This is a genomic window from Fulvimarina manganoxydans, from assembly GCF_900176465.1.
In the GTDB taxonomy this organism is placed as follows: domain Bacteria; phylum Pseudomonadota; class Alphaproteobacteria; order Rhizobiales; family Rhizobiaceae; genus Fulvimarina; species Fulvimarina manganoxydans.
The window spans coordinates 59,389-81,401 of record NZ_FWXR01000023.1; the positions used below are offsets into that span (position 1 = coordinate 59,389).

The following is a 22,013-nucleotide window of genomic DNA, read 5'->3' on the forward strand; positions in this document are numbered from 1 at the left end:
CGAAGCCGGCCGTCGCCCTGGAGGCATTGGCCGGCTTTTTGTTATGCCCCAATGAGGAAAGGGCGGCTGCTTGGAACGAGAAGCGCGGCGCTCCTTGTTATCGCAGGCGCGATCGAAGACCAGGATGGCCCGATGAAACGCCTTCTCGAGGGACCGGCGATCGCCGCAACGCTCGCCCACCTTTTCGCGCCCGGTATCGCTCAGGCCGCGCCCGAAGCGATCACCTGCGACATGGTCCGCGCCCTGCCCTTGGTCGAAGCCGGTTCCCGCGACGCAGGTGTGACCTTCGAGGAGACGCCGGACGGATGCATCGTCAGGAACCTCGTTCCTTTTCCAGAGACGGGAATTTCGCGCTGGCAGATCGGCATGCTCGATATTCGCGGCCAGTGGGAGGCGCCGGAAAACCCCACCGATCTCGCCCATGCCGCTCCGCCCACGGCGCTGAGCGTCAAGGCGCGGGACATCATCCAGATCATCGAGACCGACGATCCGGTGATGAACTACCAGTTCCGGGTGCAACAAAAGCCGATCGCGATCACGCTCGATTTCGATTGGGACCCGGACAGCGGCATCGCCCATCTCGCCGAACTCTCATTGGCGGGCGAGGTCTTGGGCCGCGCAAGCCTTGCCCTGACGTCTCGCCTGCCTGGAGACGCCACGATCGAGGACTGGCAGAAGGCCGATCTGCGCGTCGAAAGCCTACGCCTTTCCCTCAAGAATCGTTCGCTGGTCGAGAGTTTTCTCATTCCGCCTCTCCTCGCCACGCTTCCGCGCGATACCGATCCGGCAAGCTTGGTCGAGGCCTACCGGCAGAGATTCACGGCGGGTGTCGAGGCTTTGACCGATACGCTTGTCAGCGAGGACAGCAAACAGGCACTCACGGCCTTTGCGCAGGATTTTCCCAATCCGACCGGCACTTTCGAAGCCGAAATCCGCTTCACCGAAGCCATCTCGCCGCTTTCGGCCCTTGCCGAATGCCACGAGCCGCCTTTTTGCCTCGCAAAGCTCCAAGCCCGTTACGAGCCGACAACGCCCTGGCAACCGGGCGATTGAGGATCGATGGCGTCTCGATGCGATGCCCGCGTCTCAGGCCATGCGCAAGCGCCGACCCTTGACGAAAAGGGCGAGCGCCATCCCGGCGAGCATCGAGGGCAGGAAGGCCAGAATGCCGGGCGTCGCCAAGGGCAGAGCAGTCCAGGCCGGGCCAGGACAGAAACCGCCAATGCCCCAGCCGATGCCGAAGAGCGCGGCGCCGGTCAGGAGATCGCGGTCGATATCCTTGCGCGTCGGGATCTGGAAATCGCTCATGAGAAGGGGCTGGCCGCGCCGCCAGACGAGGCGGTAACCGATGAAGGTCGTCAGGGCCGCGCCGCCCATGACGAAGGCGAGCGAGGGATCGAACGCGCCGACGATATCGAGAAAGTTGAGGACCTTGGCCGGATTGGACATGCCGGCAAGGATGAGGCCGAGCCCGAAGAGAAGGCCTGAGGCAAAGCCGAGGACGAGACGCATCGGACTAAACCCTCAGACCACGTGACGCAGGAGAAAGACCGTCGCGAAGGCGAAGGCCATGAAGGTGAGGACGGCGACGAGCGAACGGGCCGAGAGGCGCGCAAGCCCGCAGACACCATGGCCCGAGGTGCAGCCCGAGCCGAGCACCGTGCCGAAGCCGACAAGAAGGCCGGCCAGCACCATCGCGGCCAGATTGTCCGGCACGGTTTGGCGGATCGTCTCCCCCGTGACGAGACCGACCAGCAGCGGGGCGGCGATGAGGCCAAGGACGAAGGCCAGGCGCCAGCCCCAATCGTCGCTGCGCGCCGGGATCGCGCCGGTGGTGATGCCGGAAATCCCGGCGATCCGGCCGAACAGCGCCATGACGAGAACGGCGGAAAGGCCGATCAGGACGCCGCCAAGGGTCGAAGCGAGCGGCGTGAAGGGCGTAACGGTCTCAAGCGGCATGAGGACTCCTCGAGGTGGAATAGCCAGGCTGCATCGGCCTCACGCTCCTCAGAGCCTATCGGTCCGCTGATTGGTCCATACGCCATTTCGGCGACCGGCGCTTTCAGGCTTTCGATCAATGGCGGAAGTGGCGCATGCCGGTCATGACCATGGCGATGCCGTTGTCGTCGGCGGCCTTGATGACGTCCTCGTCGCGCATGGAGCCGCCCGGCTGGATGACCGCCGTGGCGCCGGCTTCCACCGCCGACAAGAGGCCGTCGGCGAAGGGGAAGAAGGCGTCGGAGGCAACGACGCAGCCCTTGGTGAGGGGTTTGGAGAGGCCTGCCGCCTCGGCTGCATCCTGCGCCTTTCGCGCCGCGATCCGCGCCGAATCCACCCGGCTCATCTGGCCGGCGCCGATGCCGACCGTGGCCCCGTCCTTCGCATAGACGATGGCGTTGGACTTCACATGTTTGGCGATGCGGAAGGCGAAGGTGAGGTCGGCGAGTTCCTGAGCGCTCGGCGCGCGTTTGGTGACCACCTTCAGATCGAGATCGTCGACGACGCCATTGTCGCGGGACTGGACGAGGAGACCGCCGGCAACCGATTTGACGAGCATCCCGACGCTGCGCGGATCGGGCAGGCCGCCGGTGACGAGAAGGCGAAGGTTCTTCTTGGCGGCGACGATGCGCACGGCCTCCTCGTCGGCTTCGGGCGCGATGATCACCTCGGTGAAGACCTTGACGATCTCTTCGGCGCTTTCGGCATCGAGCCGGGCGTTCAGGGCGACGATGCCGCCAAAGGCCGAGACGGGGTCGCAGGCGAGCGCCTTGCGATAGGCCTCGACGATGCTCGCCCCTTCCGCGACGCCGCACGGATTGGCGTGTTTGATGATGGCGACGGCCTTGATGCGGGCCGGGTCGAACTCGCCGACCAGCTCGAAGGCGGCGTCGGTGTCGTTGATATTGTTGTAGGAGAGCGCCTTGCCCTGAAGCTGGCGAGCGGTGGCGACGCCGAAGCGCGTCTCGCCGCTCTTGTAGAAGCCGGCCGCCTGATGGGGGTTCTCGCCATAGCGCAAGGTTTCGGAAAGCGTGCCGGCGGCGCTGAAGCGGCGGGGCGCCGTGTCCCCGATCTCCTTGGCGAACCAGCCGGCGACGGCCGCGTCGTAAGCCGCAGTGCGGGCATAGGCGATGCCGGCCATCTTGCGGCGGAAGGCCAAGCGCGTCTCGCCGTCATGGGCGGCAAGCTCGGCCAGTACCGCCTCATAATCGGCCGGGTCGACGACCGTCGTCACATAGCCGTGGTTCTTGGCGCCGGCGCGGATCATCGCCGGCCCGCCAATATCGATATTCTCGACCTGGGTCGCGCTGTCGGCGCCAGAAGCGAGCGTCTCCTCGAAGGGATAGAGATTGACGACGAGAAGATCGATCGGCTGGATCGAGTGCTCGCGCATGGCCGAGGCGTGAGCCGCATCGTCGCGGATTGCCAGAAGCCCGCCATGAACGCCGGGATGCAGCGTCTTCACCCGCCCGTCCATCACTTCAGGAAACCCCGTCAGCTCCGAGACGTCGCGAACGGCAAGCCCCGCCTCCGACAGCGTCTTGCGCGTGCCGCCGGTGGAGACGAGCTCGACACCGCGCTCACTCAGCGCTTTGGCGAAATCGACGAGGCCGGTCTTGTCGGAGACCGACAGAAGGGCGCGCTCGATGCGCACTCGCTCAGGAAGCGGCGTCTGATTGGCTTTGACGGACATGGGCGGCAACTCTCTTGACGGCGTCTTTGCGGGGATCAACGCCCTGATAGGCCCTGGGCCTTCGCGCTGCAACAGCCGCCGAACCACGTCGAAGCTCAGCGGGACGGGGACGGCCGCCCTGTCGTAACCCTGGCCTCTCCCTCCACTCTCTCGCCTCGCAGCGCGGCCGACTGGCGGCCGAGATCGTCGAGCGTGTTCGGCAGGACGCCGACAGCCCGGTTCATGCCGCCGCAGGCGGTCAGCGGGGCAAGGAGAAGGGTGAGGATGAGGGCGCGGATCATGGGTGAGGACCTCATTCTTTACGGTTCGCCAGGTTCACGACGGCATTTGGGTCCTTGAGATGCACCGGGGCGGCGGGAAGACCATGGAGAGGGCGTTGCTCGATGCTTCGTCATCCTCGGCCCTTCAGGGCCGGGGATGACGAAGCGTCAGAGGGATTGCTCATGCTTTCGGCGCATCTGTCTCATACAGAAGCCTTCCGATCGAGTGCGTGGGCGATTGGGGTTTGCTACGAACCGACCCACCACTGCACCGACAGCGCCTTGTTCCTAACCCCCCGAAACCCGCTTCACCCGCGCCGCGAAGAACCCATCGACGCCGCCATGCATGTCGGGGGTAGTGCGCAGATCGCCATCGACCGTGATCGCATCGGCGAAATCCGGCACCTCAGCCGGCGCGATCGGGTCGCGGGCGAAGTCGGAATGGGTTTTGAGAAAGGTGCCGATCACCGCCTCGCCTTCGTCCCGGTCGATCGAACAATTGGAGAAGACGAGACGCCCGTTCAGCGCGACGAGGCGCGCGGCCCGGGCCAGCATCCCGGCCTGCACCTCGGCGAGGCGCTTCACCTCGTCGGGCGACTTCGTATAGGCGACGTCCGGGTGGCGCCGGATCGTGCCGGTGGACGAACAGGGCGCGTCGAGAAGGACGGCGTCGAAGGTCCGGTCTGCGCCGAGATCTTCGAAGGGCCCTTCATGGGTTTCGGCTTCGAGGCCGAGCCGGGCAAGATTGGCCTTGAGGCGCTTCATGCGCGAGGCCGAGAGTTCGCAAGCCGTAACCGTCGCGCCAGCCTCGCAAAGCTGGGCGGTCTTGCCGCCGGGCGCGGCACAGAGATCGGCGGCGGTGCCGCCTGTCAGATCGCCGAAGAGCTGGACGGGAAGCGCGGCGGCGGCATCCTGAACCCACCAGGCGCCCTCGTCGAAGCCGGCAAGCTCGGTCACCGGGCCGTCGAGGGTGTCGAGCCGCACGGTCGAGGCACCGATGACACGGCCGCCGAGCTTGGCTGCCCAACCCATCGGATCGCTCTTCACCGTCAGATCGACGGGCGCGGGATGGCGGTGGGCTTCGGCGATCGCGGCGGCCTTCTCCGACCCATAATGCGCGGTCAGGCGTTCCCTCAGCCAGGACGGGCAATCGACCTCACGCGGCAGTTCGGCAGGCGCTTCGCGCGCCATCCGGCGTAGGACGGCATTGACCAGCCCCTTGAAGCGGCGCGCACGGGGATCGGCCTCGGCGGAGGCGACGGCGAGATCGACGGCGGCCGAATCCGGCACGTCCAAAAAGCGGATCTGCGCGGCGCCCACATGCAGGATATGGCGGAGCGAGGCGGCATTGGCCGGCAGCGGCCGGTCGAGCCGGGCGGCGATCTCGGCCTCCAGCGTTCCGCGAAAGCGCAGGGCGGTCGTCAGGATGGCCTTGACCAGCGCCCGGTCGCGCGGCTCCAGCTGACGAAAATGCGGGTGGCCGTGATCGGGATCGGTGAGCCCGTCCAGGGAAGTCGCCTGATCGACGACGGCCGAGAGAAGCTTGACCGCCACCTGCCGGGCCTTCAGCCCTGGCCTTGCGACCACCTCGCCTTGCTCATGCTGCGCGTGCTTTGCGGGCGGGCGCTTGCCGCCGGGCCGCTTGGCCGATTTGACGGTGGGCCGCCCTTCGGGACGGCGCCCCGTCGTCTCATTGTCTGTCGCCAAATGCCGCTTCGCTTCTCGTCTCGTTGGGATCGGGCCCGATTGTCGCCGCCTTAACCCCAGGGCCCCGAACGGTCCTTGGGTGAGGGGGGTGGAATGTTCGGGCGCCCTCCCCTAGCGCGATCGGCGTCGCGGCTCCAGGGGCCGCGCGCCGTCTCGGCCCCGCCTTGAAGCGCGCTTGCGCGACCGGTAGCGGGGGGCGCGCCGCTCCCTTGTCCGAAGCCGAGCGACCCCGCGCGCTCGCCGGCTGTGCCCAGGCGATCCTCGCCGCCCGACATTTCGCGAAGCGCGGCGATGCGGTTCGCGGTCGCCGGATGGGTGGAGAAGAGATTGTCCATCTTCTGACCCGACAGAGGGTTGATGATGAACATATGGGCCGTCGCCGGATTGCGCTCAGCGTCGCGGTTGACGATCCGCCCGGCGGAGGTCGCGATCTTTTCCAGCGCGGAGGCGAGCCACAGCGGATTGCCGCAAATCTCCGCGCCGCGCTTGTCGGCCGAATATTCCCGCGTGCGGCTGATCGCCATCTGCACCAGCATCGCGGCGAGCGGCGCGACGATCATCGCCACCAGCACGCCGACAAAACCGAAGGGGTTGTTGTTGTCGCGATTGCCGCCGAAGAAAAAGGCGAAATTGCCCAGCATCGAGATCGCGCCGGCGAGCGTCGCGGTGATCGTCATGGTCAGCGTGTCGCGGTTCTGCACATGGGCGAGCTCATGGGCCATGACGCCCGCAACTTCCTCGTAAGACAGGCGTTCGAGAAGCCCGGTGGTCGCCGCGACGGCCGCGTTTTCCGGGTTTCGGCCCGTGGCAAAGGCGTTGGGCTGAGGATTGTCGATGACGTAGACTTTCGGCATCGGCAGGCCGGCATTTTGCGCGAGACCAGCGACGATCCGATAGAATTCCGGCGCCGATCGCTCGTCCACCTCCCGCGCATGATGCATGCGCAAAACCATCTTGTCGGCGTTCCAATAGGAAAAGAGGTTCATCGCCGCCGCGATGCCAAAGGCGATCATCATGCCGACCCGGCCGCCGATGAGGAAGCCGACCCCCATGAAGAGGGCCGTGAGAAAGGCGAGAAGCATCGCCGTCTTGACCGAATTCATCGCCGTCTCCGTTTGAACCTTTTCCCGCCGGCCGTCGTCTTCGATTGGCCGCCCAAGCATCGCCTTAAGAAGTGGGCGAGAGAGATGGTTGCTTCAAGAATGCTGGCGCGTTCACGGAGTTCGCACGCAACTCACCGTCGCTTTGGGGACTTGTGATGAGAACGGGGGTCCGCGTCACGGCGCCGTGCCCTTTTGTCGAACACCAATGGCCCGAACGGAGTGATCATGGCGAATTACAAAAGACTGACCGGCGATCCGGCCGAAGGCGAAATCGTCGTTCGGATCGTCTCGGAGGGTCGCTCAACCAAGGCCTTCATCACCGGGCTCGACCACACGGGCGATCCGGCCGAGCCGACCGTCTATCCGCCGGAGGAGATGGCCCCGGACGAGGCCTTCCGCATCGTTGAGAACAAGCGCGAGGCGATCGGCGATGCCGAGGTGAAGGTGATGCTGGAACAGGGCGTCGAATGGAATCCCGAATGGGGAACGCTGGTCGAATAAGCTGGCCTGTTGCGGAATCGGTCGACAACGGCCGAGTGATCCGGTCGCCGAGCCCCGGATGCGTGGGATTGGCTTTCCAGCGTCCAATGCGTGCCGGGCTGGGAATGCCGTCTCGCCTCGCCTATCTCACAGGAAGCCGCACATGACGAGGACCGACACGACAATGACGGATGAGACCGCCGATCCCTTTCTGAACGCCATGAAGGTCTCCAGCGAGACCAATGTCCGCCAACTCAGCCCCGCGGCCAAGCGCGCCTTGGCCGAGGCGGAGGAGCGGCGGCGCAAGCATGAAGCCTTCAAGGTCGACCCCGACAGCCTTCCCACCGAGATCGACGGCCGAAAGACCGAGAACGGGCTTGAACCCGTGCGCTATGGGGACTGGGAGAAGAAGGGGCTGATCAGCGATTTCTAGGCCTCCGCATACGGCCCGCGAGAGCGTTGATCGGCAGGTGCGTGAGGATTGATTCTGGGCACGGGCGCCGGAGCGACCCCAGACTACATTCCTTAAGGGGTCCGGGGCATTTCCGTCGTCGATCGAAGGCTGATGAGGCGCTTCCGTCTGCCCGATTGCGCACAGGCGCCATGCGTTGCCATAGCCCAATTCTCGACGACACGCGCGCTTTGCAACCTGATCCACCCAGTCGCAACCAGCGCCCGAGCGGCTTCAGACATCGTTCAGCATTTATAGGAATAATGTCTCTTGATTTCGGTTCGATACGTTCCGATCTTGAGAGGTGCTATGACGACGATCCTCACCCGAACCCTGGCCGTTCTGTCTCTCGCTTCGCTTGTCGCGAGTGGACCGGCTTTCGCACAGGAGCCGCCCGACGAGATCGCTGGGCCGGTGGAGGCGCGGGTGGTCAAGGTGCGCGATGGCGATACGATCGAGGTGGAGGCCTATATCTGGCCCATGCAGTCGGTCCATGTGGCCGTGCGCCTTCGCGGCATCGACGCGCCGGAAAAGCGCGGACGCTGCGAAGCGGAAAAGCGGGCCGCCGCTGTCGCCACCGAACGCTTGAGCGAGCTCGTCGCCTCAGGGCGGGTGACGCTGTCGGGGATCGAGGGCGACAAATATTTCGGCCGCGTTCTGGCGCGTGTTTCTACCGAGGAGACGGCGGATGTCGCCAAAGAGCTCCTCAAGGATGGGCTCGTCGTGCGCTATGGCGGCAAGGCTCGGCTCGACTGGTGTTCCGAACTCTCGTCGATCCCGGCGCCGACGACACGGCCCAAGGGCTGAGGCAGGCGGCGCGGAGCACCGCCCGCCGAAACCTGGTCGAGCTATTTTTGAAATCCGTCGGCGCGGATTATTCCTTCTCCGGCACCGGCACGTTGAAGCCGTTCAGCGTCATCGAGACGAGGCAGTAGAGGCCGACCAGATAGATCAACTCATGGGCGCCATGCCGGCCGAAGGTGCGGACCGCCATGTCATAGGTCGGGCGCGGCAGGACCGAGCCGGTGACGAGCGCATGGGCGACGTCATAGGCCACCTCTTCCTCGCCCTGGAGCCCGGTCGGCTTCACGCCGGCGACGAGCGTCGAGAGCTGCTCCTCGTCAATGCCCTTATGCTCGGCGACTGCCACATGGGCGTAGATCTCATAGGCCGAATTAAAGTGGGCGCCGGTGACGAGAATGGCGATTTCGCGGGCCTTGGGCGGCAACGTCGCCTGCATCGACATGACCTTGGTCAGCTCCCAGATCGCCTTGCCGATCTTCGGCTCCTGCAGCCAAGGGTTCCAGGGCCCCATCAGGGCGCCGTCCTCCTGGCGGATCGCCTGGAAGACGTTGAAGGTGGATTCGATCCCGGCCTTCATGTCGTCATAGATCGGCTTTTGTTCGTCGGTCAGCTCGGCCGGGGAAATGAGGGGGAGGCGCATGCGTGTCGCCTTTCTTGAAAAAGCGTTGCAATCGGTTCCGCAAAGCAACGATTGTGCGGCGCGAAAGATGCCGATACCCAGCCCCTCTTGCGAAATTTAATCCGCCCGTCATGTTCGGCCTATCCCGATGCGACGCGCATCGTCATCCGCCGGAAGGACGGCCTTTTCAATGACCCCAAGCCCATCGTCCGGCGACGAAGCCCGTTTGGCCGCCATCGTCCGCCATGTGGTGGAGGCGCTGTCGCCCAACTGCGCCGTCATCCTCTGGACAGGCGAGCGGATCGGACCGGACGACGGCGTTGCGGTACGGCTGAACGATCCGGCAGGCCTCGCCCATCTATGTCTGCGGCCCGGTATCGGCCGCGCTGTCACGCTTTGGATGGACAAAGGCATCGATATCGAGGACGGCACGGTCTTCGATCTGGCCGGCCTCGGCTCTTCGCGCTCGACCCGCGAAGGGCTGAAGCGCATCCGAAAGACGACGATCGCGAAAAGCCTTCCCGCCCTGTGGCGCCTGTCGCGCCGGGCAAAGAAGGCCGAAGCGGCGGGCGCGGGCGCGGGCGCAAGCGGCTCGTCGAAGGATGCGATCCAGTATCATTATGACGTGGGAAACGACTTCTACCGGCTCTTTCTCGACGAGCGGATGGTCTATTCCTGCGCCTATTTCGACGGCTGGCACGACGATCTCGACAAGGCCCAGGAAGACAAGCTCGACATGATCTGCCGCAAGCTGCGCTTGAAGCCCGGCGAGCGCTTTCTGGACATTGGCTGCGGCTGGGGCGCCCTGCTCATTCATGCCGTCTCGCGCTATGGTGTCACCGGCCATGGGGTGACGCTGAGCCAAGCCCAATTCGATCTCGCCACGGCCCGCGTCGCCGAGGCCGGGCTATCGGATAAGATCACGATCGAATTGAAGCCGTTTCAGGAGATCGATGCGAAATTCGACAAGATCGCCTCGATCGGCATGTATGAGCATGTGGGTTTTGCCAATCACGACGCCTATTTCGGCGCCGTGCGCAAGCTTTTGCGCTCACGCGGGCTCTATCTCCACCATGCGATCACGCGGCCCGCCAAGAAGGACGACAAAACCTTCCACAAGGGCTCGCGCGAATACAGGGCGATCACCCGCTACATCTTTCCCGGCGGCGAGCTCGACCATCTCGGCCATTCGGTGCGTATGCTGGAAAAGCACCGCTTCGAGGTTCACGACGTCGAGGATTGGCGCGAACATTATGCGCGCACATGCCGGCTCTGGCACGACCGGCTTCTCGCCCGTTTCGACGAGGCGGTGGCGCTTGCGGGCGAGCCGAAGGCGCGGCTTTGGCTTCTCTATCTCGCCGGCTGCTCCCTCGGTTTTACGCGCGGCGGCGCGCTGATCTATCAGACCCTCGCCTCGAAGCGCGACAAGGGCGTCAGCGGTCTGCCGGCGACCCGTGCCGATCTCTACGGGTGATCCAAGCCGACCACCCTAGCCTGAGCGTCATCTTGCGCATGACGCAAGCTTCGGATTTTCTGGCGCTCACCCGTCACGCTGCCGCGAAAGCCTCGCCCCATGACCTTGCATCAGCCGAACTCGCTGGAGGCGCGCGATGTCGCCTATCAGCTCCACCCCTATACCAATGCCCGGCGGCACGAGGAGATCGGACCGATCGTGATCGCCAAGGGCGACGGCGTCTTTGTCGAGGATGTGGACGGCAAACGCTATCTGGAAGCGATGGCAGGCCTCTGGTCGGTGGCGGTGGGCTTTTCCGAGCCGCGGCTCGTGGAGGCGGCCAGCCGGCAGATGGCCAAGCTCCCCTTCTATCACACCTTCACCCACAAGGCCCATGCGCCCGCGATCGAGCTTGCCGAAAAGCTGATCGCCATGGCGCCCGTCTCGATGTCGAAGGTGCATTTCACGAGCTCGGGCTCGGAGGCGAACGACACCATCGTCAAGCTCCTGCGCTACCGGGCGAATGCCCTCGGCCAGCCCGAAAAGAAGGGCATCATTTCGCGCATCAAGGGCTATCACGGCGTGACGCTCGCCTCGGCGAGCCTCACCGGCCTGCCCAACAATCACAATGCCTTCGACCTGCCCATGCCGGGCGTCTTCCATACGATGTGTCCCCATCACTGGCGCGAGGGCCGTGAGGGCGAGAGCGAGGACGCCTTCGCCACGCGCTGCGCCGAAGAGTTGGAAGCCCTGATCGAGCGCGAAGGCGCCGAGACCATCGCCGCCTTCATCGGTGAGCCGGTAATGGGCGCCGGCGGCGTCATCGTGCCGCCCGCGACCTATTGGGAGAAGATCCAAGCGGTTCTGAAGCGCCACGACATTCTGCTCATCGCCGACGAGGTGATCTGCGGCTTCGGACGCACGGGGCAAATGTTCGGCTGCGAGACCTACGGCATCGAGCCCGACATCATGACCCTCTCGAAGGCCTTGTCATCGTCTTATCTGCCGATTTCGGCCGTTCTCATCAATGACAGGGTCTATCAGCCCGTCGCCGATAAGAGCGGCGAGATCGGCACTTTCGGCCATGGCTTTACCGCGAGCGGCCATCCGGTCGCGGCCGCCGTTGCGCTCGAAAACCTTGCCATCATCGAGGAACGGGGTCTTGTCGCCAATGCCGCGGCCATGGGCGAGCGGCTGCAGGCCGGGCTTGCCGGGCTCAAGGATCACCCGCTGGTCGGCGAGGTGCGCGGCGTCGGCCTCATTGCCGGGATCGAGCTCGTGACCGACAAGGGCGCCAAGCTCGCCGCCCAGCCGCCGGGCTCGATGGCGGCCAAAGCTTTCGGCCTGATCCAGGAGCGGGGCGTTATCCTGCGCGCGATCGGCGACACGCTCGCGGTCTGCCCTCCGCTGATCGTGGAGGCCGGGCATATCGACAGGATCGTCCAGACGACCCGGGAGGGTCTCGACGCTCTCGCTGCATCGATGTGACCTCGGCGGGCGAGCGGTATCGGCGCAGGGTCTCAGCATAGGCAAAGCCGGCGAGAGCGTCGCCGGCCGATCCGCCCTTTCCAAAAACGACAAAGCCGGCCTTCTCAGGAAGACCGGCCATAAGGCGTCGGTATGTGTCGGCAGCGATTTGGGCTTTGCCAAGTCGGCCGGCTGGCCGGATTAGCGGCGACCCCAGCGCACGGCGCGCTCGATGTCCGAACGAAGCAGGCCGATATCGGCGAGTTCGCGGTCGTCCATCATACGCAGCTTGCGGACATCGTGGGAGCGGGAGCGCATCTGAGCGAATTGGGTGGCGAAGGCGCGGAACATTAAAGGGAACTCCTGAACAAGAACGACGGCCCGACGCGTCCTCGCGCATCGGGGGCGGATAGTTGGCAAATGACTGGAAGTTCGAAGACGTCGGCGGGCCCCGATCGGGCTTGCGTCGCGCTCCGTTCTTGACTGCCTATATAGCAGTCACGACTGCTGAAATGGAGTGCAGACCTTTGCACATCAGATGTGCATTCTGCGCATGGCAGAGGTCATAAAATGGTAAGCTTCGTGGCCGTCGACGGGTTCGTCCGGCCGATCCTCTCGGCGACGCGACAGTGCCGAGGAAGGTAACCTTGGAGCGAGATACGATGAACTGGAGCAGAGTACTCGACACTGCGCTCGATCGCAGGCAGCGACGCGATCGTAAAGCCGACACCCGCGACGCTTCGTCATTCTCGGACACCGTGCCGAGAATCCAGAAACGCCTGCAAAAGAAGCGGCTTCACTGGCGCACTGGATGCTCGGGACAGGCCCGAGCATGACGAACGCGACGGAAGCGTGCGCCTGAATGACGAGTGGCGAGTACTCGCTCTACGCCGTCCGAAGAAACGGTCGCGCACCATGGAATCGGGATCGCGGTTTCGCTCTAAATGTTTGTTTTGCCGCGTGATGTTGTCCGAAAAGTCATGCAACTTTTCGGCATCATGCTCTAAACGTCCCGCGACAGCCGTGCGGCCCGGCGTGCCCTTGCCTCGTCGAGGCTCGACAGGGTGATCTCGGGCAGTTTGGTGCGCCAGTCCGTCCCGGTGATCGTCACGACCCGATTGCCGCGAAAATCCTGGTCGGCATGGATGACGCCGCGCTCGGTCATGAAGTTGAGGAGGAAGCGTCCGCGTGAAGGCGAGTGGCTGCCATAGGCCTTGGCGAGCGCCTCGTCGGAAGGGCATTCGGCCTCGTCCCGCGCCGCCCTTGCGATCATCATGAAGACGCCTTGCATCTCCTCGGGAAGGTCGGCCGAGCGCTCGACGATCATCTGCCATTCGGGGTCGTCCGTCTCGGCGGAAATCCCGGCACGCGCCAGCGACAGCCGGCGGCGGAAGGCGACCATGTCGGTCTCGCCGCCGCGCAGGCGCTTCAGCCGGCAATGGGTGAGAAACTCCTGATAGAGCACGGGGACAGGCCGAAAGGCGGCATCGGGATCGGCGAGCATTTCGGCGAAGATCTGATCGACCACCTCGGCCCGCTCGTCCGGGCTGCGGCCGTCATCCTCCTGGGCCTCGGCGCGCTCGCGCGAGGCCGCATTCGACGACACGCGCGCGATGATCTCGCCGGTGCCGGCATTGGGCTGCGGTTCGGGGCGCGGCGGTGGCGTATAATGGGGGCGCATCGCCGCCCGCCGGTCGGCCTCGCGCTCTTCGTCCGTCACGGTAAAGACGAGATCGGCCAGATCTTCCGGCGGCAGATCGGGCAGCGGGGTGAGGGTCGGGCGCCCGGCTTTCGAATGGGTCTCCGTCGGTCCGATGCGGATCGGCAGCGGTCGGCGGAAGAGCGCCGGCCCGAGAGCGACGAAATTGCCGGTCTCCAGATCGCGGAAACGCTCCGCGCCACGCCGGTCGATGCCCAAAAGATCGGCCGCGCGCTGCATATCGATGTCGAGAAAGGTGCGGCCCATCAGGAAGTTGGAGGCTTCCGCTGCGACATTCTTGGCCAGTTTCGCCAGGCGCTGGGTGGCGATGACGCCGGCAAGGCCGCGCTTTCGCCCTCGGCACATGAGATTGGTCATGGCGCCCAGCGAAGCGCGCCGCGCCTCTTCCGAATGCTCGCCCGCCATGGCGGGGGCGAAGAGATGGGCCTCGTCTACGGCGATCAGCATCGGGAACCAGAAGGCCCGGTCGGCGTCGAACAACCCGTTCAGAAAGGCGGCCGCGCACATCATCTGCACCTCGGCATCGAGGCCTTCGAGGGTGAGGACAACGGACGCCCGATGCTGGCGGATGCGGCTGGCGATGCGGGCCAGTTCGCTCGGCGTGCGATTGGCGTCGACGACCACATGGCCGTAACGCTCGGCGAGCGTGACGAAATCGCCTTCCGGATCGATGATCGCCTGCTGCACATGGCCGGCGCTGCGCTCTAAAAGTCGGCGCAGGAGATGCGACTTGCCGGAGCCCGAATTGCCCTGGACGAGCAGGCGCGTCGACAGGAGCTCTTCGAGATCGAGTTCGGCCGGCTCGCCCGTATGGGTCACGCCGAGATCGACGGCGACGGTCATGCAGCTTTTCCTCGAAAGACGTCAGGACGGGTGGGCGGCGCGTTTAGTCCGCTTAACGAGCTTCCTGATTAGCATGGATAAAATGCGAGGAGTCTCCCCCGTCCCCAATGTCCACAGGGGCGTCCGATACGATCCGGCATTCTTGACGATTGGGGTGCGCTGAAAGGCTCTGGCGCCCGCGGTGTACAGGCCGCGACTCTTGATCCAGGGGGCGGCTTGGTCGTGACGCCGACCTTGGCGACTTGTCTCGGCAGCCGGCAGCAAGCGCCGACGACTTCTCCCCATGGGGGAGAAGCCGAAGCGTCTATGTTCGGCCCTTAACCGCCATCGAGAAAATGTGTGAATGTCGTAGACGAGGCGCCCGACGATGAAGACGCCGGACTCCGTGTCTTGACCAGCTTTAAATCCCCGAACCGCCCTGTTCGAGAAAGTCGCTTTCCCGCGCCGGTTCGATCGCCTCTCCGCCACTCAGATTGCGGTTGGCGGTCGGCGTCGGCAAGGGCATCCAGGCGACGAGATCGTCATCCTCATAGGTGACGGGCGCCTCCGGCCCGCTATCGGTCGCGATCCAGCATTTTTCGTGGGCGCCGCGCGGTGCCGCCCAGCGGACCGTATCGACCTCCGGCGGTCCCTGTTCGCCGCCGCGCACGGTGACGAGAATACGCTCGCCGCTGCGATCGGCGCCCTTCATCGCGGCCCAGCCTTGAGTGACGGTCTCTGCCATCTCGAAATGCCCTCCCTGTCAGGCGACCCCAAGCGGTCGCCGCGCATTGTTAGCCTAGCGTTCATCGCCCGGCCGAGATTCGACACGCGCTCTCCATCGTCGCCTTCCGAGCCTCACCAGGCGCCGAACCATGGATCGATGCCGGCCAAGACCTGCCTCGAGCTTCACAGATAGCGCACATCATAGCGCTTCAGGATCGCCATGATCAGGTCTCTCGCATGTTCCTTATGCGTCTGGGCGGCGCGGCGCGCCTCTTCCGGCCGACCGGCGGCAATGGCCTCGATAATGGCGCGATGCTCCGCGATCGATGGGCTCGGCTTGGGGCGGAGATTGAGCGTCAGGCGCCGCGCGCGATGGGATTGGTCCAGATTGACGGTCGCGATGCGCTTGAGACGCCCATTGCCGGAGGCGTCGATCATCGCGGCGTGAAACTCGCCGTCCTTGATGGACCAGAGTTCCAGGTTGTCGCTCTTCAGCGCCGCTTCGCTTTCGGCGGTCAGCGCCTCGAGCCTGTGGCAGATCGGCTCGCGGACATCGTCCGGCTTCGATGCGATGAGAAAGGCGGCCATGCCCTCGACCGCGACGATGACGTCATAGACCTCGCGCATATCATCCGGCGACAGGGCGCAGATGACGACACCGCGCTTGGAGCGCAGCGCCACCATGCCTTCCGCCTGGAGCTGAATGATCGCCTGATGAACCGGCGTCCGGCTCATGCCGAGCCGTTCGGCGATTTCGAGCTCGGAGCCCTGGAAGCCCGGCGGGAACAGCCCGTCCCGGATCGAGGTCTTGATCGCGTGATAGGCGGCGTCGACGAGGGTCGAGCGCGGCGCGCTCCGTCGATCTTCATAAGACAAGGCCGCGTCCATCACGAGATTCGATCCTTTCGTTCGGTTTGAAACTCTAACGGTGATGCTGTCACCAAACAAGCAAGTTTGTACGCGCTGATGCATGCAACAACGCGTACATCATTGACAGCCAGGCTTATTTGGTGCCTCCTTGGCCACGAGCCCCGTCGAGGCCGCGTGTGGGAGACGCGCTGCCGCAACCGAAATGGCGGGCGCCACTTTCAGGGAGGAACCATCCATGCGTATGAAAACGCTTCTTTCGACGGCCGTCTTCGCCTTCGCTCTGTCCGCCGGTGTCGCAAGCGCCCAGGACTATCCGTCCAAGCCCCTCAACTACATCATCCCCTTCAATGCCGGCGGCGAGTCCGACGTCGCGGCCCGATTCCAGCAGCCCTATCTCGAAGAGGCCGCCGGCCAGAACGTCGTCATCCAGTATATTTCGGGTGCCGGCGGCGCGCAGGCTTGGTCGCAGCTGAACGGCATGGAAGCCGACGGCTACACGATGATGGGCTCGAACCTGCCCCATATCATCCTGCAGCCGATGGCCCAGGATGTGGGCTACAAGACCGAAGACATCACCAATGTCTATTTCTTCCAATATACGCCGGACGCTCTGCTCGTTCCGGCCGATAGCGATTTCAAGACGCTGGAAGATTTCGTCAATTACGCCAAGGAGAATCCCGGCGCAGCAACGGTCGCAGGTTCGGCCACCAATTCGGCGAACCATGTGGCGGCGACCAAGCTGAACGAACTTGCCGGCATCCAGACCACCTATATTCCCTTCTCCGGCACCAGCCCCTCGATGACGGCCCTTCTCGGCGGCCAGGTCCAGGGCGCGTTCAGCTATTCGACCGCCGCGCTCAATCAGGGCGATCAGGTGCGCGTCCTTGCTGTCGCGGCCGAAGAGCGGCTGCCCGCGCTCCCCGATACGCCGACCTTCAAGGAGCTCGGCTACGACATGGTGGGCGGCGCCTATCGCGGCGTCGCAGTTCCGAGCGGCACGCCAGAGGACGTCCGCACCAAGCTGTCCGATCTCCTGGGCGAAGTGAACGCCAATCCGGAATTCAAGAAGAAGATGGAGGATGCCGGTTTCGTGGTGATCTCCGTGCCTTATTCCGAGGTTCCGGCCTTCATGGAAGAGCGCAAGGCGCAGTACGACTCGGTCGCGAAAATCATGGGCATCGAGACCTCCTCGAACTGATCGTTCTCGGCGCGCGGCTTCGGCCGCGCGTCTTGTCTTGCAGGCAAGGAGAGTTTTGAGGATCCGGTTCGGGTCGCTCCTCCCGCCTGTGCGTCGCGGCGGGTCTCTTCCATGGACAAGTTCATCTATTTCCTCGAAGCCTTGAGCTTCGCCAATCTCGGCCTCGCCTTTGCCGGGGTTCTGGCTGGCATCGTCATCGGCGCCCTGCCTGGCCTTTCGGCGACGATGGCGGTGGCGGTGCTGGTGCCCTTCACCTTCACCATGAATCCGGCTTCCGGCCTGATCGTGCTCGGCGCGATCTATACCGGGGCGATCTATGGCGGGTCCTATTCGGCGATCCTCGTCAATGCGCCGGGAACGCCCTCGGCCATCGCGACGACCTTCGACGGCTTCCCCATGGCTAAGCGCGGCGACGGGGCCTTAGCGGTCTCGATCGCGACGCTCGCCTCCGTCATCGGCGGCCTGATCGGCGCACTGATGCTGATGTTCCTGGCGCCGCCGCTCGCCACCGTGGCGCTCGCCTTCGGGCCGCCGGAATATTTCTGGCTCGCCATTTTCGGCCTGACTTTGATCTCGGCGCTATCGGTCGGCAATCTCATCAAGGGCCTGATCGGGGCCTGTTTCGGGCTCATCCTGTCGATGATCGGCGTCGCCGTCATCGGCGCCGACGTGCGCTTCACCTTCGGCAGCCAGACCCTCATCGGCGGCATCGACATCGTGGCCGGTCTGATCGGGCTCTATTGCATCCCCGTCTTGATCGATCTCGTGGCGACGAAAGACCCGCATCTGAAGGTCGCGAGCGATTCCTCCGGCTTCCGGCTCGGGGAATCCTTCGCGATCCTCATGCGCAACAAGGTCAATGCGATCCGCAGCTCGGTCATCGGCACCGTGGTCGGCATTCTGCCGGGTGCCGGCGGGTCGGTCGCGAGCCTCGTCTCCTATTCCGAATCGCGCCGCTCGTCGAAGAACCCAGAAAACTACGGCAAGGGCGAGCCCGGCGGCATCATCGCGACGGAGGCCGCCAACAACGCCACCGTGGGCGGCGGCTTCATTCCGACGCTCGTCCTCGGCATTCCGGGCACGCCGCCGGACGCCGTCATCCTTGGCGCGCTGCTCGTCCAGGGCATCAAGATCGGCCCGCAGCTCTTCACCTCGCAGGGCTCGATCGTCTACACCTTCATCTTCGGTCTGTTGATCGGCACGCTTTTGATGCTGCCCATCGGCCTGGTGGTGGGCCGCTATGCCTATAAGAGCATCGTGGCGATCCCGAAGGCCGCGCTCGTTCCCACCATCGCCTTTCTGACCGTGATCGGCTCCTTCGCCATTCACAACAATCTGCACGATTCGGCCGTCATGCTGGGGCTCGGCGTCATCGGCTGGGGGTTGAACCGCGCCGGTTTCGCGCCCTCGCCCATCGTGCTCGGCCTCGTCCTCGGCCAGATCGCCGAACAGGGCTTCGTGCAGGCCTATCTCATCGGCAATGCGCAAGGAAACATTCTCGGCCAGTTCTTCGGCCGCCCGATCTCGCTGGCGATCGCCGCCTTTGCGATCCTCACCTTGTTCTATCCGCTGGCAGCCTCGGCGATCGGGGCGCGGCGGGCGAAGAAATCGGCCGTCGATCAAACCGTGGAGAGCCGCGATGCAAACGCTTAAAAACGTTCACGATCCGCTCGGCACCGCCGTCGCCGCCGGCTTCGTCGTCCTCGGCATCGTCCTCGTCTACAGCTCCCAATCCATGAGCGCGATGGGATCGGTCTTTCCCATCACCACCTCCTCGGCCATGGCGATCCTCGGCCTCGTCTTGATTGGCCGGAACGTCGTCCTCGGCCTGCGCGGCATCACGCCGGGCTCCAGCGCGACCAAGGAAGGCGGCATCGAAGGCGGCTCCAACCTGCGCCGCATCCTCTTCGTCCTCGCAATGGTCGCCTGGATCGCGCTTCTGCCGGTGCTCGGCTTCTTCGTCGCGAGTTGCCTGGCATACTTCGCGATCATGATCGTCTCGGTCCATGAGCGCATGAGCGTCAAGGAGATGGCGCTCCTCGTCATTCTGGGCCTCGCGATCCTCGGCGGTTTCACCCTGCTCATGTCCGAAGTCCTGCTCATCCCCATGCCGCGCGGCCTGTTCTTCTGACGCCAAACCCGGTTGACACCGTCATCCAAGACCAAGCCCACCCGTTACCTCCAGCCCGAAAGGCTTTCCCATGCCCCAGACCAATGCCCTCAAGATCGCGACCATTCCCGGTGACGGGATCGGCCGAGAGGTCGTGCCGGAGGGCATGCGCGTTCTGGAAGCTGCGGGACGCAAATTCGACATCGCCTTCCAGTTCGACGAGGTCGATTGGAGCTGCGACGTCTATAAGAAGACCGGCCGGATGATGCCCGAAGATGGGCTCGAGCGCTTCAAGAAACACGACGCGGTCTTTCTCGGCGCCGTCGGCTGGCCGGACGTGCCCGACCATATCTCGCTCTGGGGCCTGCTCATCCCGATCCGCCGGACCTACCACCAATATGTCAATCTGCGGCCCTGCCGGCTCTTGCGCGGCACCACGAGCCCGCTCGCGAACCGAAGCGCCGAGGACATTGATTTCTACGTGGTGCGCGAAAATGTCGAAGGCGAATATTCCGAAGCCGGCGGGCGGCTCTATCGCGGCATGGAGGACGAGATCGCCATTCAGGAGGCGATCTTCACGCGGCGCGGCGTCGACCGGGTCCTGCGCTACGCCTTCGAGCTCGCCAAGACCCGCAAGAGGGGCCATGTGACTTCGGCGACGAAGTCCAACGGCATCGTCCACACGATGCCCTTCTGGGACGAGCGCTTCAAGGCGGTGAAGGCCGACTATCCGGACATCGAAACCAGCCAGTACCATATCGACATTCTCTGCGCCCATTTCGTCCAGCATCCCGACTGGTTCGACGTGGTGGTGGGCTCGAACCTCTTCGGCGACATCCTCTCCGATCTCGGCCCCGCCGTCGCCGGCTCGATCGGCATCGCGCCTTCGGCGAACATCAATCCGGAGGGCGACTACCCTTCCATGTTCGAGCCGGTCCATGGCTCGGCGCCCGACATCGCCGGCCAAGGCATCGCCAATCCGATCGGCCAGATCTGGTCGGCCGCAATGATGCTTGACCATCTCGGCCATGCCGATGCGGCCGCCGCCGTCATTGAGGCGATCGAGACCGTCATCGCCGATCCGGCCTCGCGCACCAAGGATATGGGCGGCAAGGCGACCACGGCCGAATGCGGCGAGGCGATCGCCCAGGCTCTGGCCAGCTGACGGGGAGAACCGATGCGCATTACCGAGATCCGCGAGAAAACGGTTTCGATCGCAAGCCCGATCGCCAATGCCTTCATCGACTTCTCCAAGATGACCTGTTCGGTCGTCGCCGTCGTCACCGATCAGATGCGGGACGGGAAGCCGGTGATCGGTTTCGGCTTCAACTCCAACGGACGCTACGGCCAGGGCTCGCTCATGCGCGAGCGCTTCATTCCCCGGCTGATGGAGGCGGAGGCGGGTAGCCTCGTCGATCAGGCGAATGGCAATCTCGATCCCTTCGCCATCTGGTCGACGATGATGAAGAACGAAAAGCCCGGCGGTCACGGCGAGCGTTCTGTGGCGGTCGGCACCATCGACATGGCGGTGTGGGACGCGGTCGCGAAGATCGAGGAAAAGCCGCTCTATCGCCTTCTCGCCGACCGATACCGGGATGGCGTCGCCGATGACAGCGTCTGGGTCTATGCGGCGGGTGGCTATTATCATCCCGGCAAGGAGATCGAGGGCCTGAAGGACGAGATGAAGTCCTATCGGGACCGCGGCTACCGGGTGTGCAAAATGAAGATCGGCCTCGCCCCTTTGGCCGACGATATGAAACGGGTGGAGGCGGCGCTCGACATTCTCGGCGAGGGCCAGAATCTCTGCGTCGACGCCAATGGCCGCTTCGATCTTGAGACCGCGATCGCCTATGCCAAGGCGCTCGAGCCCTACGACCTCTATTGGTACGAAGAGGCCGGCGATCCGCTGGACTATGCTTTGCAGGCGGAGCTTTCGACCCATTATTCCGGCCGCATGGCGACCGGCGAAAATCTCTTCTCCATGCAGGACGCCCGCAATCTCATCCGCCATGGCGGCATGAACCCGAAGCGCGACATTCTGCAATTCGACTGCGCGCTCTCCTATGGCCTGGTGGAATATATGCGCACTCTCGACATGCTGGCCGACAATGGCTGGTCGTCCCGGCAGGTCGTGCCCCATGGCGGCCACCAGATGTCCCTCAACATCGCCGCCGGTCTCCATCTCGGCGGCAACGAATCCTATCCGGATGTCTTCCAACCCTTCGGCGGCTTCGCCGACGCCATCGCGGCCGAGGACAGCCGTGTTGGCCTGCCGGATCTGCCGGGGGTGGGGTTCGAGGGCAAGGCGGCGCTTTATGCGCTGCTGAAGCGGGAATTGCTGGATTGAGGGAGGATTAAGCTTCCGGAGAGCGACCGCGATCAAGATCGGCCATTCTGCTTCAGACTTGGCCGGGTAGGTGGTCGGCAGGTTTCGACCCTGGCTGTGTCAAAACGCTGCTCGTGCTATGGTCTTCCGGGTTGACCGGAGGTTGGCATGGGGCGCTTCGTTTGTGGTTCTGATCGCGATCAGGT

22 protein-coding genes are annotated in these 22,013 nt (G+C 64.5%); 11 read left to right on the plus strand and 11 right to left on the minus strand.

Features of this window, described 5'->3' with window-relative positions; genetic code table 11:
* Positions 1 to 132: 132 nt before the first annotated feature.
* Positions 133 to 1,053, plus strand: coding sequence for a hypothetical protein (locus tag B9A15_RS19020; RefSeq protein WP_139798494.1), 921 nt, complete (start codon positions 133 to 135; stop codon positions 1,051 to 1,053).
* A 33-nt stretch (positions 1,054 to 1,086) separates the two neighbouring features.
* On the opposite strand, the gene B9A15_RS19025 is transcribed toward B9A15_RS19020, so the two are convergent.
* From B9A15_RS19025 to htpX, 6 genes are all read right to left on the minus strand, one after another.
* Positions 1,087 to 1,512 carry a DUF6691 family protein gene (locus tag B9A15_RS19025; protein ID WP_084412114.1) on the minus strand — a complete coding sequence of 142 codons (426 nt, stop codon included), beginning with the start codon at positions 1,510 to 1,512 and terminating at the stop codon, positions 1,087 to 1,089.
* Between the two features lie 12 nt (positions 1,513 to 1,524).
* Positions 1,525 to 1,959 (minus strand): YeeE/YedE family protein, encoded by a 435-nt coding sequence (locus B9A15_RS19030; RefSeq protein WP_084412115.1) that lies wholly within the window; start codon positions 1,957 to 1,959, stop codon positions 1,525 to 1,527.
* 115 nt (positions 1,960 to 2,074) lie between these two features.
* Positions 2,075 to 3,691 carry a bifunctional phosphoribosylaminoimidazolecarboxamide formyltransferase/IMP cyclohydrolase gene (gene purH, locus B9A15_RS19035; protein WP_084412116.1) on the minus strand — a complete coding sequence of 539 codons (1,617 nt, stop codon included), beginning with the start codon at positions 3,689 to 3,691 and terminating at the stop codon, positions 2,075 to 2,077.
* Between the two features lie 95 nt (positions 3,692 to 3,786).
* Positions 3,787 to 3,972: a hypothetical protein gene (locus B9A15_RS19040; RefSeq protein WP_084412117.1), complete on the minus strand. Its 186-nt coding sequence runs from the start codon at positions 3,970 to 3,972 to the stop codon at positions 3,787 to 3,789.
* Positions 3,973 to 4,239: 267 nt separating this feature from the next.
* On the minus strand, positions 4,240 to 5,658 hold the full coding sequence (locus B9A15_RS19045) for an RsmB/NOP family class I SAM-dependent RNA methyltransferase (protein WP_084412118.1): 1,419 nt from the start codon (positions 5,656 to 5,658) through the stop codon (positions 4,240 to 4,242).
* Positions 5,659 to 5,708: 50 nt separating this feature from the next.
* Positions 5,709 to 6,761, minus strand: coding sequence for a zinc metalloprotease HtpX (htpX, locus tag B9A15_RS19050; protein WP_084412137.1), 1,053 nt, complete (start codon positions 6,759 to 6,761; stop codon positions 5,709 to 5,711).
* Between the two features lie 225 nt (positions 6,762 to 6,986).
* Between htpX and B9A15_RS19055 the strand changes: the two genes are divergently transcribed.
* The 3 genes from B9A15_RS19055 to B9A15_RS19065 all read left to right on the plus strand — a co-directional run bounded on the left by B9A15_RS19055 (position 6,987) and on the right by B9A15_RS19065 (position 8,499).
* The gene (locus tag B9A15_RS19055; protein WP_084412119.1) at positions 6,987 to 7,262 is read left to right on the plus strand and encodes a hypothetical protein; all 276 of its coding nucleotides are present in this window, start codon (positions 6,987 to 6,989) and stop codon (positions 7,260 to 7,262) included.
* A gap of 199 nt (positions 7,263 to 7,461) precedes the next feature.
* Positions 7,462 to 7,674, plus strand: a complete 213-nt coding sequence (locus tag B9A15_RS19060; protein WP_084412138.1) for a DUF1674 domain-containing protein — start codon at positions 7,462 to 7,464, stop codon at positions 7,672 to 7,674.
* A 327-nt stretch (positions 7,675 to 8,001) separates the two neighbouring features.
* Positions 8,002 to 8,499, plus strand: coding sequence for a thermonuclease family protein (locus B9A15_RS19065; RefSeq protein WP_084412120.1), 498 nt, complete (start codon positions 8,002 to 8,004; stop codon positions 8,497 to 8,499).
* Between the two features lie 67 nt (positions 8,500 to 8,566).
* On the opposite strand, the gene B9A15_RS19070 is transcribed toward B9A15_RS19065, so the two are convergent.
* Positions 8,567 to 9,136 (minus strand): carboxymuconolactone decarboxylase family protein, encoded by a 570-nt coding sequence (locus B9A15_RS19070; RefSeq protein ID WP_084412121.1) that lies wholly within the window; start codon positions 9,134 to 9,136, stop codon positions 8,567 to 8,569.
* Between the two features lie 169 nt (positions 9,137 to 9,305).
* On the opposite strand from B9A15_RS19070, the gene B9A15_RS19075 reads away from it, so the two are divergent.
* Positions 9,306 to 10,589 carry an SAM-dependent methyltransferase gene (locus B9A15_RS19075; RefSeq protein ID WP_084412122.1) on the plus strand — a complete coding sequence of 428 codons (1,284 nt, stop codon included), beginning with the start codon at positions 9,306 to 9,308 and terminating at the stop codon, positions 10,587 to 10,589.
* 99 nt (positions 10,590 to 10,688) lie between these two features.
* Positions 10,689 to 12,056, plus strand: coding sequence for an aspartate aminotransferase family protein (locus B9A15_RS19080; protein ID WP_084412123.1), 1,368 nt, complete (start codon positions 10,689 to 10,691; stop codon positions 12,054 to 12,056).
* Positions 12,057 to 12,236: 180 nt separating this feature from the next.
* Here the strand turns inward: B9A15_RS19080 and B9A15_RS19085 are convergent, their stop codons facing one another.
* From B9A15_RS19085 to B9A15_RS19100, 4 genes are all read right to left on the minus strand, one after another.
* Positions 12,237 to 12,386 carry a YjiS-like domain-containing protein gene (locus B9A15_RS19085; RefSeq protein ID WP_084412124.1) on the minus strand — a complete coding sequence of 50 codons (150 nt, stop codon included), beginning with the start codon at positions 12,384 to 12,386 and terminating at the stop codon, positions 12,237 to 12,239.
* 652 nt (positions 12,387 to 13,038) lie between these two features.
* Positions 13,039 to 14,598, minus strand: a complete 1,560-nt coding sequence (locus B9A15_RS19090; protein WP_084412125.1) for a helicase HerA domain-containing protein — start codon at positions 14,596 to 14,598, stop codon at positions 13,039 to 13,041.
* Between the two features lie 400 nt (positions 14,599 to 14,998).
* Positions 14,999 to 15,322 carry a hypothetical protein gene (locus B9A15_RS19095; protein ID WP_084412126.1) on the minus strand — a complete coding sequence of 108 codons (324 nt, stop codon included), beginning with the start codon at positions 15,320 to 15,322 and terminating at the stop codon, positions 14,999 to 15,001.
* Positions 15,323 to 15,486: 164 nt separating this feature from the next.
* Positions 15,487 to 16,191: a GntR family transcriptional regulator gene (locus B9A15_RS19100; protein WP_084412127.1), complete on the minus strand. Its 705-nt coding sequence runs from the start codon at positions 16,189 to 16,191 to the stop codon at positions 15,487 to 15,489.
* A 217-nt stretch (positions 16,192 to 16,408) separates the two neighbouring features.
* Between B9A15_RS19100 and B9A15_RS19105 the strand changes: the two genes are divergently transcribed.
* The 5 genes from B9A15_RS19105 (at position 16,409) to B9A15_RS19120 (ending at position 21,828) form a co-directional block, all read left to right on the plus strand.
* On the plus strand, positions 16,409 to 17,371 hold the full coding sequence (locus tag B9A15_RS19105) for a Bug family tripartite tricarboxylate transporter substrate binding protein (protein WP_084412128.1): 963 nt from the start codon (positions 16,409 to 16,411) through the stop codon (positions 17,369 to 17,371).
* A gap of 111 nt (positions 17,372 to 17,482) precedes the next feature.
* Entirely contained in the window at positions 17,483 to 19,024 is a 1,542-nt protein-coding gene (locus tag B9A15_RS19110) for a tripartite tricarboxylate transporter permease (RefSeq protein ID WP_139798495.1), read from the plus strand.
* Positions 19,011 to 19,502 carry a tripartite tricarboxylate transporter TctB family protein gene (locus B9A15_RS23275; RefSeq protein ID WP_139798496.1) on the plus strand — a complete coding sequence of 164 codons (492 nt, stop codon included), beginning with the start codon at positions 19,011 to 19,013 and terminating at the stop codon, positions 19,500 to 19,502. The genes B9A15_RS19110 and B9A15_RS23275 overlap by 14 nt, the downstream gene beginning before the upstream one ends.
* A gap of 70 nt (positions 19,503 to 19,572) precedes the next feature.
* Positions 19,573 to 20,646, plus strand: a complete 1,074-nt coding sequence (locus B9A15_RS19115) for a tartrate dehydrogenase (RefSeq protein WP_084412129.1) — start codon at positions 19,573 to 19,575, stop codon at positions 20,644 to 20,646.
* A gap of 12 nt (positions 20,647 to 20,658) precedes the next feature.
* The gene (locus B9A15_RS19120; protein ID WP_084412130.1) at positions 20,659 to 21,828 is read left to right on the plus strand and encodes a mandelate racemase/muconate lactonizing enzyme family protein; all 1,170 of its coding nucleotides are present in this window, start codon (positions 20,659 to 20,661) and stop codon (positions 21,826 to 21,828) included.
* The last annotated feature ends 185 nt before the right edge of the window (positions 21,829 to 22,013 follow it).